General features: G+C 71.1%; 11 protein-coding genes. 8 read left to right on the top strand and 3 right to left on the bottom strand.

Translation table 11 applies throughout. The features are described 5' to 3' along the window. The first annotated feature begins 208 nt into the window (after window positions 1-208). Window positions 209-1,366, top strand: coding sequence for a transglycosylase family protein (locus RB628_RS13800; RefSeq protein WP_318320681.1), 1,158 nt, complete (start codon window positions 209-211; stop codon window positions 1,364-1,366). On the opposite strand, the gene RB628_RS13795 is transcribed toward RB628_RS13800, so the two are convergent. Beyond that, window positions 1,356-2,546: a DMT family transporter gene (locus RB628_RS13795; protein ID WP_318320680.1), complete on the bottom strand. Its 1,191-nt coding sequence runs from the start codon at window positions 2,544-2,546 to the stop codon at window positions 1,356-1,358. The two genes, RB628_RS13800 and RB628_RS13795, sit on opposite strands and share 11 nt — an antisense overlap. 226 nt (window positions 2,547-2,772) lie before the next feature. Here RB628_RS13795 and RB628_RS13790 point away from each other — a divergent pair, with 226 nt between their 5' ends. From RB628_RS13790 to RB628_RS13765, 6 genes are all read left to right on the top strand, one after another. Next, a complete protein-coding gene (locus RB628_RS13790) occupies window positions 2,773-3,507 on the top strand; it encodes a ferric iron reductase (protein ID WP_318320707.1) in 735 nt (244 codons plus the stop codon). Between the two features lie 36 nt (window positions 3,508-3,543). Then, on the top strand, window positions 3,544-4,713 hold the full coding sequence (gene glgA, locus RB628_RS13785) for a glycogen synthase (RefSeq protein ID WP_318320679.1): 1,170 nt from the start codon (window positions 3,544-3,546) through the stop codon (window positions 4,711-4,713). A gap of 53 nt (window positions 4,714-4,766) precedes the next feature. Continuing rightward, window positions 4,767-5,987, top strand: a complete 1,221-nt coding sequence (gene glgC, locus RB628_RS13780) for a glucose-1-phosphate adenylyltransferase (RefSeq protein WP_318320678.1) — start codon at window positions 4,767-4,769, stop codon at window positions 5,985-5,987. Between the two features lie 261 nt (window positions 5,988-6,248). After that, window positions 6,249-8,591, top strand: coding sequence for a GH92 family glycosyl hydrolase (locus RB628_RS13775; RefSeq protein ID WP_318320677.1), 2,343 nt, complete (start codon window positions 6,249-6,251; stop codon window positions 8,589-8,591). A 137-nt stretch (window positions 8,592-8,728) separates the two neighbouring features. Next, window positions 8,729-10,075 carry a wax ester/triacylglycerol synthase family O-acyltransferase gene (locus RB628_RS13770; protein ID WP_318320676.1) on the top strand — a complete coding sequence of 449 codons (1,347 nt, stop codon included), beginning with the start codon at window positions 8,729-8,731 and terminating at the stop codon, window positions 10,073-10,075. A 115-nt stretch (window positions 10,076-10,190) separates the two neighbouring features. Beyond that, entirely contained in the window at window positions 10,191-11,702 is a 1,512-nt protein-coding gene (locus RB628_RS13765; RefSeq protein ID WP_318320675.1) for an SDR family NAD(P)-dependent oxidoreductase, read from the top strand. Between the two features lie 95 nt (window positions 11,703-11,797). Here the strand turns inward: RB628_RS13765 and RB628_RS13760 are convergent, their stop codons facing one another. Beyond that, the gene (locus RB628_RS13760) at window positions 11,798-12,598 is read right to left on the bottom strand and encodes an SDR family oxidoreductase (RefSeq protein ID WP_318320674.1); all 801 of its coding nucleotides are present in this window, start codon (window positions 12,596-12,598) and stop codon (window positions 11,798-11,800) included. A 54-nt stretch (window positions 12,599-12,652) separates the two neighbouring features. Next, the gene (locus RB628_RS13755) at window positions 12,653-13,111 is read right to left on the bottom strand and encodes a hypothetical protein (protein WP_318320673.1); all 459 of its coding nucleotides are present in this window, start codon (window positions 13,109-13,111) and stop codon (window positions 12,653-12,655) included. A 440-nt stretch (window positions 13,112-13,551) separates the two neighbouring features. On the opposite strand from RB628_RS13755, the gene RB628_RS13750 reads away from it, so the two are divergent. Beyond that, complete coding sequence (locus RB628_RS13750) at window positions 13,552-13,725, top strand: hypothetical protein (RefSeq protein WP_318320672.1); 174 nt, start codon at window positions 13,552-13,554, stop codon at window positions 13,723-13,725. Window positions 13,726-13,779: the final 54 nt, after the last annotated feature.

The following is a 13,779-nucleotide window of genomic DNA, read 5'->3' as shown; positions in this document are numbered from 1 at the left end:
GCACATCCGGGTCTGCCGTTCCTGCGTACGCAGATACGCGCCAGAACCCCCATCTGCCTCAGCATTTGCGCAACCGACCCGTATTCCCGGCCACTTCGGTGTCCCGACAGGTGTTCTTCAAACGCACGGAGGCTGATTTTCCGTCTTGTCATGGCCTGTTCGCAGCGCTTACTTTTGCGGCTCCTGGCATAGGTGAGGGGGCTCTTCCATGGCCGTACGCGGCAAGCACCGCCGGTACCAGCCGAACCGGATCAACCGGGCCTCTCTCACCGTCACCGCGGGCAGCGCGGGGATCGCGCTCCCGTTCGTCGGTGCCGGAGCGGCCGACGCGGCGGACGTGGCGACCTGGGACAAGGTGGCCGCCTGCGAGTCCACGAACGACTGGAACATCAACACCGGCAACGGGTACTACGGCGGGCTCCAGTTCAGCCAGTCGACCTGGGAGGCGTTCGGCGGCACGGTCTACGCGGGGCGCGCGGATCTGGCCACCAAGGACCAGCAGATAGCCGTGGCGGAGAAGGTGCTCAAGGGACAGGGCCCCGGTGCCTGGCCCACCTGCTCGGTCCGCGCCGGTCTCACCCGCGGTGGCGACACCCCCGACATCAACCCCTCGGGCGCCTCCGAACGGAAGTCCCAGCGGACCGTCCGTGACGTGAAGCCGCAGACCACGCCCCAGTCCCGGGCGGGCACAGCCGAGATGTACACCGTCGTGCAGGGCGACACCCTCTCCGGCATCGCCGACGACCGCGACGTGCGGGGCGGCTGGCAGCGTCTGTACGCCGCCAACCGCACGACCATCGGCACCGATCCCGACCTGATCGTCCCCGGCCAGCGGCTGAACCTCCGTACGAAGGCCGCACCCGCCACCACCGAGCCCGCGCGCAAGTCCAGGACGGAGAAGGCCCCTTCGCGCCCTGTCGAGAAGGCCGTGGCGACCCAGGCGCCCCGCGCGACGACCACCAGCACGCTCACCTCACCCGTGAGCGCGGGGACCGGCACGCCCTACCACAAGGCGGGCTCCTCCTGGTCGAAGGGCTACCACACGGGCGTCGACTTCCCGGTGCCCACCGGCACCTCCGTCAAGGCGATCGGGGTGGGCGAGGTCGTCGACGCCGGCTGGGGCGGGTCGTTCGGGTATCAGGTGGTGATCCGGCACGCCGACGGGCGCTACTCGCAGTACGCGCATCTGTCGGCGATCTCCGTGCGGGCCGGGCAGTCGGTGTCGGTCGGGCAGCGCATCGGGCGCTCAGGCTCCACGGGCAACAGCACCGGCCCGCATCTGCACTTCGAGGTGCGGACGGGGCCTGGTTTCGGCAGCGACATCGACCCGGTGGCCTATCTACGGGCCGGAGGCGTCAGGATCTGACCCGCGTACGGCGGTGGTCGAGGACGAGCGTCGGGATCGGCACCCAGGGGATGCCGTAGAAGGCTCCGTAGGGAACGGGCTCCTCGTCGGCCGTGTTCCGCGGAAGTGCCGGTGCCGCTGCCCTGGCGGCCGGCAGGTTGTCCTCGTGGGCGGCGGAAACGGACTGCGGGGGGAGTCCCATGAGGACCGGGAGACCGGCCGGCAGCGCCTCGGCCGGGACCGGTCCGGGGAACTCCTCGCTCACCGCTGCCGTTTCCCCGTGCCCGGACCCGGCCGCCTGCGGTACCGAGGGTGCCGAAGCAGGGGCAGCAGGGGAAGGAAAGGCGGACGGCGACACCTCGGTGTGCGTGCCGTGCTGCAGCCGCTCGGTGGTGAGCAGGATCAGGCCGCCCGCCGCGACCACACCGCAGCTCAGCGCGAGGATGGTGCCCGTGGTGCCGTAGCGGAAGGTTTCGCCGAACATCGTGATGCCGACCGCCGCCGCCACCACTGGGTTCACGACCGTCAGCGTCGCGAGCGGCGCCGCGAGTCCGCCGCCCCGGTAGGCCGCCTGGGAGAGCAGCAGACCGGAGACACCGAGCACGGCGATCAGGGCCAGCGCGGGAAGATCCGCGGTCGTGATACTGCCGGTCCAGTCCACGGCGACCACCTTGGTGAACACCGACGACATACCGAAGGCGATACCGGACGCGATCGCGAGCAGCGTGCTGCGCACCGCCGGGTGCCGGTGCGCCGCGCGGCCCGCCACCATCAGCGTCACCACCGCGCAGCCGGTGACCACGGCCAGCAGCACCCGCTGGGCGGTGCCCAGGGACTGCGCGTCGGCCGTGCCGACCAGGGACAGCAGACCCGCGAGTCCGAGCGTCGCCATGATGGCGCCACGCCAGGCGGCCGCCCCGGCCCTGCGGCGCACGAACAGGGCCGCCATCGGCAGCGCGAACACGATGGTCAGGGCGCCCATGGGCTGGACGACGCTGAGCGGCCCGTACGCCAGCGCCACCACGTGCAGCAGACCGCCGGCACCGATCAGTGCCACGGCGGCCCACCAGGCCGGCCTGCGCATCGGCGCGTAGGACTGGCCGTGTTCGGAATCCGCGACACGTTCCTGCACGATGGCTCCGCCCGCGTAGGCGACAGCGGAGACGAGCGACAGCAGAATGGACAACGCGAGGGCGCTCATGAGCAACTCCTCTGCGTGCGGCGGGGGCCCGGGACCCGGCGCGGCGAACAATCGGCTTCCATGGTGACTACGATCCCCCTTCACGCGCGCCACGTCGTCGTACCAGAGCACTCATTGAGTCCTACTGCCGATGGAGTACGCCGGGCTCCACGTCCTCCCCAGGGTGGGTGGCGCGGGAGTACAGCCACTGCGCACAACCCTGTCCGCCCTGGTACTACTGCCTTTCGTGGACCTCGACCCCGATCTCGCGGCGCTCCGAGCACTCGGCGGCTTCTTCGTACTACGTACGGCCGGAGCGCCCGCCGTACGACCGCCAGCACTGGCACAGGCGTACGCACATCACGGCGAGGAGGTTTACGCGGATTCCATAACTTTTCGTGTCCATGCGGTCGCGGACCGTATCCACGCCTCTGAACTGCGGGTTTCCGCTTCGGTCGCCCAACAGGCGTTCGCGGCCCGGCTGTGGTCCATCGCGCTCGGCTGCGCCGTTCTGTACGGCAGCGTCCCCGACCTCGATCCCCGCCTGCTCCACTGGGACGCCGCCGTGAGCGCCCCCGACGACCTGTGGCTGGCGGAGGTCCGCCCCCGGCCGGCGGACGCGGAGTCGGTCGCGGATCTCGTCGTACGAGGGCATCTGGAGCACTTCACGGCCGTCCTGCACGCCCGGTACGGCGTTGCCGAGGGCCTGCTGTGGGGCAACGCGGGCTCAGCGCTGGCCGGCGCGGCCCGTGAGCTCGAGCGCTGGGCCCGCGGGGCGGGCACGGACGCCGGTGCGCGCGCCCAGGCCCTCGCCGCCGAACTGTTCACCCACCCCCGTCTCGCCGCGACGGGCACCCTCACCGGCAGCGCCTTCCGGCGGCGCAGCTGCTGCCTCTACTACCGGGTGCCCGGCGGCGGGGTCTGCGGCGACTGCTGCTTCACGAGGGCCCCGTGGTCTTCCCCGGGCGCCGCATCTGGGTGACCATGTGGGAACGAGCCGCTGAGAAGGGGGTTTTGGGTGCGAGTGGGCCTGTTGACCCGGGAGTACCCGCCGGACGTGTACGGCGGCGCGGGCGTCCATGTGGAGTTCCTCGCCCGGGAGCTGGGCGCCCTCACCGACCTGGAGGTGCACTGCTGGGGCGAGGGCCGCGGAGTCGGCGTCGTCCGCCACCGGTCCTGGCCGGCGCTCGACGGCAGCAACGACGCCCTGCGCACCTTCTCCACGGACCTCTCCATCGCGGCCGCCCTCGAAGGCCGCGAACTCGTCCACTCCCACACCTGGTACGCCAATCTCGCCGGCCACTTCGCCAAGCTGCTGTACGGCATCCCGCACGTGATGACCGCTCACTCCCTGGAGCCCCTGCGCCCCTGGAAGGCCGAGCAACTCGGCGGCGGATACGCCCTGTCGAGCTGGGCCGAGCGCACCGCGGTCGAGGCCGCCGACGCGGTGATCGCCGTGTCCGGGGCCATGCGCGAGGACATCCTCGCCTGCTATCCGGCCCTCGACCCGGCCACCGTCCACGTCGTGCACAACGGCATCGACACCAGCCTCTACCGCCCCGACCAGGGCACGGACGCCCTCACGCGGATCGGCGTCGACCCGGTCCGCCCCTACGTCCTGTTCGTCGGCCGCATCACCCGGCAGAAGGGCGTGCCCCATCTGCTGCGCGCCGTACGGGACATCGACCCGGCGGCGCAGGTCGTGCTGTGCGCGGGCGCCCCCGACACCCCGGAGATCGACCGGGAGTTCCGCGAACTCTTCCAGGAACTGAGCGCCGTACGCGAGGGCGTCTTCTGGATCCCGCAGATGCTGCCGCGCCCGGACGTCATCCAACTCCTCACACACGCCGCCGTGTTCGTCTGCCCCTCGGTGTACGAGCCCCTGGGCATCGTCAATCTGGAGGCGATGGCCTGCGGAACTCCCGTCGTGGCCTCCCGGGTCGGGGGCATTCCCGAGGTGGTGGAGGACGGGAAGACCGGGGTACTGGTGTCCCTGGACGACGACACGGGGGTCTTCGAGGCCGACCTCGCTCGGGCCCTGGACTCCGTGCTCGGTGATCCGGGAGCCGCGCGGCGCATGGGGGTGGCCGGACGGGAGCGCGCGGTGGGGGAGTTCGGCTGGGACGCGGTCGCCCGGCGGACGGTACGGCTCTACGAAGAGATCCTCAAACAAGGTCAACAGGCTTAGCCCGACCGGCGTACGGGAAGGCATCGTGCACAACCACGGTGAGGGGAGCGGCGATGCGTCGTGGTGGGCCGTCTGTGCTCGGGATCGTGCTGGCGGGCGGAGAGGGCAAACGCCTGATGCCCCTGACCGCGGACCGCGCGAAACCGGCGGTGACCTTTGGCGGAACGTATCGCCTGGTCGACTTCGTCCTGTCCAACCTCGTCAACGCTGACATCATGCGCATCTGCGTGCTCACGCAGTACAAGTCGCACTCGCTGGACCGGCACATCACCACCACCTGGCGGATGTCCAGCCTGCTCGGCAACTACGTCACCCCGGTGCCCGCCCAGCAGCGCCTCGGCCCGCGCTGGTACCTGGGCAGCGCCGACGCCATCCTCCAGTCCCTCAACCTCGTGCACGACGAACAGCCCGACTACGTCGCGGTGTTCGGCGCCGACCACGTCTACCGCATGGACCCCCGCCAGATGCTCAACCAGCACATCGAGAGCGGCGCAGGGGTCACGGTCGCGGGCATACGGGTGCCGCGCGCCGAGTCGTCGTCCTTCGGCGTGATCAGTCCCGGCTCGGACGGCCAGACCGTGGAGGGCTTCCTGGAGAAGCCCTCCGACCCGCCCGGCCTGCCCGACGACCCCGGGTGTGTGTTCGCCTCGATGGGCAACTACATCTTCACCACCAAGGCCCTCGTCGAGGCACTCCAGCGGGACGCCGAGGACGGCGACTCCGTGCACGACATGGGCGGTTCGATACTCCCCGCGCTCACCGACCGGGGCGAGGCCCAGCTGTACGACTTCAGCGAGAACCACGTGCCCGGCGAGACCACCCGCGACCAGGGCTACTGGCGGGACGTCGGCACGCTCGACGCGTACTACGACGCCCACATGGACCTGATCGCCGAGCGCCCCGCCTTCAACCTGTACAACCGCAGCTGGCCCGTCTACACGCACTCCGGCCAGCTGTCGCCCGCCCGCTTCAACGCCGGAGGCATCGCCAGCGAGTCGATCATCAGCGCGGGGTGCCTGATCCGGGGCCAGGTCACGCGTTCGGTGCTCTCGCCAGGGGTCCGGGTCGATCCGGGTGCCGTGGTGCAGGGGTCGATCCTGCACGACAACGTGCGCGTCGGGCGGGGCGCGATCGTGCGCGGGGCCGTCCTGGACAAGAACGTCGAGGTACCGCCGGGCGCGACGATCGGCGTCAACCCGGAGCGGGACGCCGACCTGTACACCGTTTCCAAGGGGGGCGTGATCGGCCTCGGGAAGGGCCAGCACGTGTCGTAGGCGGGTCCGCACGTGCCGACGGCTCCGGTGAGCCCGTGCCCACCGGGGCCGCCGGCGTGTCCGGGGCCCGGCGAGTGAGCCGAACGGGCTGTTGCCGTACGGCCGCGAGGTGACCGTGCAGGGCGCGGCGCGGATCGGGACGCCCGGCGAGGAACGGATCCGGGACACGGACGCGGGTACTGCGTTTTCCCGGGAGGCAACCCCCGGACCTCCAGCCCGCGCCGCCCCGCCATCCGGCCCGAGCCCACGGAGGTCTTCCCTGTGAGATGGACGCTGCGCACCGCGGGGGCGGTGACGGCCGCCGCCCTGCTCGCGGGCGCGCTCGCCGCCCCCGCCGCCCATGCCCGGGACGAGCGGCTCACCGACCTCGTCAACCCGTTCATCGGCACGGAGAACGAGGGCAACACCTTCCCCGGTGCGGCCGTGCCCTTCGGCATGGTGCAGCTCTCGCCCGACACCGGGCACAAGACCGGCTACCGCTACTCCCAGACCCGCATCCGGGGCTTCTCCCTCGTCCACCTCTCCGGCGTCGGCTGCCGGATCGGCGGCGACCTGCCGGTGCTGCCCACGACCGGCGACATCACGAGCACCGACTACGCGTCCTACGCCGCCGAGTTCGGTCACGACAGCGAGAGCGCGAACCCCGGGTACTACAAGGTGGGCCTGAGGACGGGCATCGACGCCGAGCTGACGGCGACCGCCCGCACCGGCGTCCAGCGCTACACCTTCCCGGCGACGGGCAAGGCCAACGTGCTGCTCAACGCGGGCCAGTCGCTGCACACGAAGGTGGCGAACCGGGTCGAGATCCTCGACGACCGGACCGTGCGCACGACGATCACCGGCTCCGGTTTCTGCCGGGGCACGAAGCCGTACACCGTCCACACGGTCACCCGCTTCGACCAGCCGTTCACCGCGTACGGCACCTGGGACGGCGCCACGGTCACCGGCGGCTCCCGGAGCGGGAGCGACGGCGCCTACGTGCGCTTCGACACGACGAACGGCGACCGCACCGTCGAGGCGACCACCGCCCTGTCGTACGTCGACGCGGACGGCGCGGCCGGCAACCTGCGCGCCGAGGGCGGACGTACGTTCGACGAGGTGCGGGAGGCGGCCCGGGACGCCTGGGAGGCGCGTCTCGACGACGTGGGCGTGACCGGCGGGTCGGACACGCTCCGCCGGACCTTCTACTCGTCCCTGTACCGCAGCTTCCTCGCCCCCAGCATCGGCAGCGACGCCGACGGCCGCTACACCGGCTGGGACCTGAAGATCCACCGTGCGCGGGACTTCACGTACTACCAGAACTGGTCCCTGTGGGACACCTACCGCACACAGGCACAGCTCCTCTCGCTGCTCGCGCCCCGCGAGGCCCGTGACATGGCGCTCTCGGTGCTGAAGATCGACGAGGAGGGCGGCTGGCTGCCCAAGTGGGGCTATGGCACGGTCGAGACGAACATCATGACCGGCGACCCGGTCACCCCGTTCCTCACCCACGCCTACCAGCAGGGGCTGCTGCACGGCCACGAGGAGCGGGCCTACCGCGCCCTGAAGAAGAACGCCGACGGCGTGCCGCCCGCCGACGTGCCCATGCTGGGGCGCGAGGCGAACCGGGAGTACGCCGAGAACGGCTTCGCGCCCCATCTGAAGGGCCGCCCGCGCACCAAGCCCGGCGACTCGGACTACCACTGGGGTGCGTCCGTCACCCTTGAGTACGCCCTGTCCGACGCGATGCTGGCGCAGATGGCCCGCGAGCTGGGGCACGAGGCCGACGCCGACAGGTACGCGGACCGGTCGCAGAGCTACCGCGACGTCTTCGATCCCTCGACCGGTTTCTTCCGGCCCCGGGACGGCTCGGGAGCCTTCACGGGCGACCCCGATCCGGCCAGGGGCGAGGGGTTCCACGAGGGCACGGCCTGGCAGTATCAGTGGCTGGTCCCGCAGGACCTGCCGGGCCTGGTGGACCTGCTCGGCGGCAGACAGGCGGCCAACGAGCGGCTCGACGCCTTCTTCGCGTACGACCGGATGAAGGCGGACCCGGCCGGGACGGCCCGCGAGGTGTGGGTGAACGGCCCGTACGCCTACTACAACGCGGACAAGTACAACCCGCAGAACGAGGTCGACCTCACCGCCCCCTACACCTACCTCTCCACCGGACAGCCCTGGAAGACGACCGAGGTCGTGCACGCCGCGCTGACCCTCTACACGGACGGCCCGACCGGGATGACCGGCAACGACGACATGGGCACCATGTCCGCATGGCACGTCCTGTCCGCGATCGGGATCTACCCGGTGCAGCCCGGCTACGACACCTGGGGCCTGTCCACCCCCGTCTTCGACCGGGTCGACCTCGCCCTCGACCCCCGCTACTACCCGCTCGGCGCCCTCACGGTGACGGCACCGGGTACGTCGGACAGCCGACGGTACGTCCAGTCGGTGGCCGTCGACGGGTCGTCGTACACCCGTACGTATGTGACGAGCGGGATGCTGCGGGCCGCGCGCTCGCTCACGTTCACGATCGGCCCGGAGCCGTCCGGGTGGGGGACGGGCGCGGATGCGGCGCCGCCCGCTCTGAAACAGGCGCCCATGGGCCCTGGCGCAACCCCCTGAGTCACCCGAGTCCCGCCGCTCTCGAGGCGGCGGGACTTAATCCGTTGTTAACTGAGCGTAGCTTGATCGTACTTGACCGTAATCGCCCGTAGGCGATTGACTGCTGACTCACCCGTCGTCGACGCGAGAGCGATCCCTTGACCTCTGAGACCTCGGACCTGCTCGCCCCCCTCGACCTGGCGTTCTGGCACATCGACTCCGACCTGCACCCCATGCACCTGGGCGCCCTCGGAGTCTTCACCGCCCACTCGCCCACCGCGGGAGCCCACGCGGCCGATCTGCTCGCCGCCCGCGCCGCCGCCGTACCCGGCCTGCGCATGCGCATCCGGGACGTCTGGCAGCCCCTGCTCCCGCTGGCCTTCGGGGGCGCCACCCGGGAAACCGCCCCGGACTTCGACCCGCTCGACCACGTCCGGCTGCACACCCCGACCCCCGACTTCCACGCCGAGGCCGGACGGCTCATGGAACGCTCACTGGAGCGCGGCCGGCCGCCCTGGGAGGCACACGTACTGCCCGGGGAGGACGGGTCCTCCTTCGCCGTGCTCTTCAAGTTCCACCATGCCCTGGCCGACGGCCTGCGCGCACTGACCCTCGCCGCCGGCGTCATGGACCCCCTCGACCTGCCCCAACCGCGCCCACGCCCCGAACAGCCGGCCGCGGGCCTCTTCCCCGATGTGCGCAGGCTCCCCGGGCTGGTGCGCGGCGCGCTCTCCGACGTGGGCCGCGCCCTGGACATCGGCGTTTCCGTCGCCCGCTCCGGCCTGGACAGCCTGAACACCCGCTCCTCGGCCGCGCTCGTCGCCGAGCCGACCGGCACCCGCCGCACCGCAGGAGTCGTCCTCGACCTCGACGACGTCCACATCGTGCGCAAAACCGCCGGCGGCACCGTCAACGACGTACTCATCGCCGTCGTCGCGGGAGCCCTGCGCCGCTGGCTCGACGAGCGCGGCGACGGGAGCGAGGGGATCGCCCCGCGCGCACTCATCCCCGTCTCCAAACGGCGTCCGCGCACCGCGCATCCCCAGGGCAACCGGCTCTCCGGGTACTTGATGCGGCTGCCCGTCGACGACCCGGACCCGCTCCGGCGCCTCGCCTCCGTACGCAGGGCCATGGACCGCAACAAGGACGCCGGGCCCGGGCGGGGCGCCGGAGCGGTCGCCCTGCTGGCCGACCATGTGCCGCCGCTCGGGCACCGGCTCGGCGGACCGCTGGTCAAGCAGGCCGCCCGGCTCTGGTTCGACATCCTCGTCACCAGCGTGCCGCTGCCCAGCCTCGGCCTCAGGCTCGGTGGCAACCCGCTCACCGAGGTCTACCCCTTCGCCCCGCTCGCCCAGGGCCAGTCGCTGGCGGTCGCCATCTCGACCTACCGGGGGCAGGTCCACTTCGGGCTCGTCGCGGACGCGGAAGCCGTCCCGGACCTCGACCGGTTCGCCGCCGCACTGTCCGCGGAGGTGGAGACTCTGGTCGCCGCCTGCACCCTGTGACCTGCGTCATGATCGTCGCGGGTTTGGTGACTTGGACCGGGCTTCCGTAAAATCGCCTGTTCGAGAGCGGGCGCGGTCTGAGCGCCGCGAATGCGACCCAGGGAACGGCAGCGCGATGACGGTGACAGAGGACGGCCCGACGGCCGTGGACGGTCTGGACGACGTGGACGACGTCTCCCATGGTCCCGGCATCGACCCCGAGCGCATGGCCGTCTGCCTCAGCGTGCTCGAAGAACTCGACAAGCTGGACGTCGACCACCCCGACGCCATCGCCGTGCGCCGCGCCACCGCCGGCGTCTACCGCACGGTCAAGCAGCGCCGCCGGCAGGAGCGCAGGGCCTCCAAGACCGCCCACGACAAGGCGGTCACCGAGTCCACCGCGACCGGCTCCGCCCAGCGCATCGACGACGAGACCGAGGGCATCCTGCCGTCGTCGGTGACCGAGGAGGGGCAGATCGCGGGGATACTCCAGCGCCCGCGCTCCTGCTACACCTGCAAGACCAGGTACGTCGAGGTCGACTACTTCTACCACCAGCTCTGTCAGGACTGCGCCGCCCTGAACCGCTCCCGCCGCGACGCCCGCACCGACCTCACCGGCAAGCGCGCGCTGCTCACCGGCGGCCGGGCCAAGATCGGCATGTACATCGCGCTGCGGCTGCTGCGCGACGGCGCGCACACCACGATCACCACGCGCTTCCCCAAGGACGCCATCCGCCGCTTCAAGGCCATGGACGACTCCGCGGACTGGATCCACCGGCTGGCGGTCGTCGGCACCGACCTGCGCGACCCGGCGCAGGTCGTGGCCCTGGCCGACCGGATCGCCGAGCAGGGCCCGCTCGACATCCTGATCAACAACGCGACCCAGACGGTACGCCGGCTGCCCTCCGCGTACGCCGCTCTGGTCGAGGCCGAGAGCGCACCGCTGCCGGCCGGTGAACTGCCCGCCCACCACGTCCTCGGCGCCTTCAACTCCGGCGCGGTCGACGGACTGACCGCGCTGCCCGTCGGTATCAGCGGCCTCGACGCCCAGCAGGTCGCCGACCTCGCCCTGGTCGCGGGCAACGCCAGCGTCGCCCGGCACCTCGACGGCACCGCCATCGACGCGGGCGGCCTGGTCCCCGACGTCGTCGACACCAACACCTGGGTGCAGACCATCGAGCAGATCTCCCCGGTGGAGCTTCTCGAAACCCAGCTGTGCAACTACACGGCGCCGTTCATCCTGATCAGCAAGCTGCGGCCGGCGATGGCCGGGGCCGCGCGCGACGCGGCGAGCAAGCGCGCGTACGTCGTCAACGTGTCGGCGATGGAGGGCGTGTTCGGCCGCGGCTACAAGGGGGCGGGCCACCCGAACACGAACGCCGCGAAGGCCGCGATGAACATGGTGACGCGGACCAGTGCGCAGGAGATGTTCCAGAGCGACGGTATTCTGATGACGTCGGTCGACACGGGTTGGATCACGGACGAACGGCCGCACTACGACAAGCTGAGGCTGGCCGACGAGGGGTTCCATGCGCCTCTCGACCTTGTGGACGGCGCGGCACGGGTCTACGACCCGATCGTGCGTGGCGAGGCGGGGGACGACCTGTACGGGGTCTTCATGAAGGACTACGCGCCCGGCAAGTGGTAGGCGGGTGGCGCAGGTGCGCCTGCCGGCCGTTGGGGGCTGGTCGTGCCCACGCGGTGGAGCCGCATATCGACACGGCCCCGCGCCGCCAGGTCGGTTCAGGTCGGTTCGTGTCGCCGTAGGTGTTCATGCACCGTGTAGGCCGTTGCCGCACGCGCGGGACGTACCCGTGTCCCTCCGTCCACCACCAGGTCCGCTCCGGTGATCCACTCCGCCGCGTCCGACGCCAGCCACACCACCGCGCGGGCGACGTCCTCGGGTTCGCCGATCCGGCCGAGGGGGAGCCCGGCGGCTACGGCGTCCTCGTCGTGCTCCCACACGAAGCGGGCCATCTCCGTGCGTACGAGGCCGGGCGAGACCGAGTTGACGCGCACCTGCGGCGCCAGCTCGCCTGCGAGTTGCCGCGTGAGGTGCAGCAGGGCCGCCTTGCTGGTGCCGTATGCGCCGATGTTGGGGCCGACATGCGTGGCGCCCTCCGTGCAGATGTTGACCACGGAGCCGCCGTGGTCGCGCATCCACGCCCGCCACACGCACTGCGCCAGCCGCAGCGGCGCCTCGACGTTCACGGTGAACGTCTCACGCCAGACGTCCGGGTCGGCGTTCATGAGCGGGCCGTAGGGGAGGTTCGTGGCCGCGTTGTTCACAACGATGTCGACCCGGCCAAAGGCGTCGAGTGTGAACTCGGTCAACGCCAGCAGGTGTGCCGGATCGGCGACGCTGCCTGCCAGCCCGACCCCGCCGAGCCCTTCGGCGGCCCGCCGCACCCCGTCCGGATCACGGGCCGTCACACACACCCGAGCGCCCGCCCGCACCAGTGCCCCGGCGACGGCCAGCCCGATCCCACGAGTGCCCCCGGTGACCAGGGCCACCCGCCCGTCGAGTCCGTACGGCGACGTCATCCGCGTACCGTCTCATGACGGACCGTCAGTCAACAGCCCTGGACCTGAGGGAGTTCAGTCGACGGCGCTCAGCCGGGAGTGCTGCTTCGCGACCAGCCCCAACAGCGTGCGCCAGTCCTCCAGGACGCCCGCGTCGAACCCCGGCACCAGGCCGGCCTCGTCCGCCTGGCGCAGGGTCAGCGCGTCGGCGTCCACGTGCGGATCCAGGTCCGTGGTGTGCGGGCTGTCGTGTACGAGGCGGGCGACCCGTTCGCCGAGCAGGTGCCGTACGGCGTCCGCCGCGATCCGGGCGTGGCGGGTGGGATCGCCGGGTACGAGGAGCCGGCCGATGACATGCACCAGGCCCGCGACCTGGAGTTCCTTGTCGGCGGGGCGGCTTCGGCGCAGCAGGGCCGCCGTCTGGAGCGCGTGGTGGTGCAGGTCCACGGGACCGGCCGGGCCGCCGCCGTGCTCGGGGGTGCCCCGGCAGGCGTGCAGCAGATCCATCAGCTCCTCGACGCCGCGCAGCTCCATGCGTCAGTCCTCCCGAGTCCTACCGCGGGACCAGCCGTTGCCGTCGGCCAGCAGATCATGGCCGACTTGCGCGCGGGCCAACGGGAGCTGAACTGACGGACGTGTTCCGGAAATGGCGTACGTGGGTGCGCCGACTGAGCCGTACGGGTGACGCTCAAACCAGGCCCGAGGTAACAAACAACCCCAGATTATGGCTGAATGAACACTGAGCGACGTGAGATCTTTACCGCTTGTTTTCACCCCATCGAGCGGGCGTCCGCTCATTTGGTTAATACTGGGGCGGACGGGCAGCACGACTGGGTTCCACCCACACCCACGGTCCGTTACCGGCGCCACCGCGTCCTGACTGCTCTTGACCCAGACCCGAGTGGACGCAAGGCGACCGGCATCAGACTGGTCCCGATTGTCCTGAGGGTGACCCGACACATAAGGAGTGCGCGGTGACACCGGAGAAGACGAACCTCGAGCAGGACCCTGAGGAACGCACGACCGGCCCATGCGACCGGAGCGACCGCCTCGGCAGCCTCGACGTGTGGGCCAGGTCCGCCCCGATCCGCCTGGCGGGCTACGAGGACGACCTCGCCGAGCCGCACATCCTGCCCAGCGTCGACTGACGCCCCGGCTGGACCCGTAGAGATCACCGTCGGCATGGGCGTGCCAGACTCACG

It is taken from the genome of Streptomyces sp. ADMS, from assembly GCF_033441795.1.
Classification (GTDB): Bacteria; Actinomycetota; Actinomycetes; order Streptomycetales; family Streptomycetaceae; genus Streptomyces.
Note: the sequence above shows the minus strand (reverse complement) of the source record. Positions and strands in the feature narration are given on the sequence as shown.

Coding starts and splice junctions, on each gene's coding strand:
- RB628_RS13800 (WP_318320681.1), top strand. CDS start 209: ATGGCCGTACGCGGCAAGCACCGCCGGTACCAGCCGAACCGGATCAAC.
- RB628_RS13795 (WP_318320680.1), bottom strand. CDS start 2,546: ATGAGCGCCCTCGCGTTGTCCATTCTGCTGTCGCTCGTCTCCGCTGTC.
- glgC (WP_318320678.1), top strand. CDS start 4,767: ATGCGTCGTGGTGGGCCGTCTGTGCTCGGGATCGTGCTGGCGGGCGGA.
- RB628_RS13765 (WP_318320675.1), top strand. CDS start 10,191: ATGACGGTGACAGAGGACGGCCCGACGGCCGTGGACGGTCTGGACGAC.
- RB628_RS13760 (WP_318320674.1), bottom strand. CDS start 12,598: ATGACGTCGCCGTACGGACTCGACGGGCGGGTGGCCCTGGTCACCGGG.
- RB628_RS13755 (WP_318320673.1), bottom strand. CDS start 13,111: ATGGAGCTGCGCGGCGTCGAGGAGCTGATGGATCTGCTGCACGCCTGC.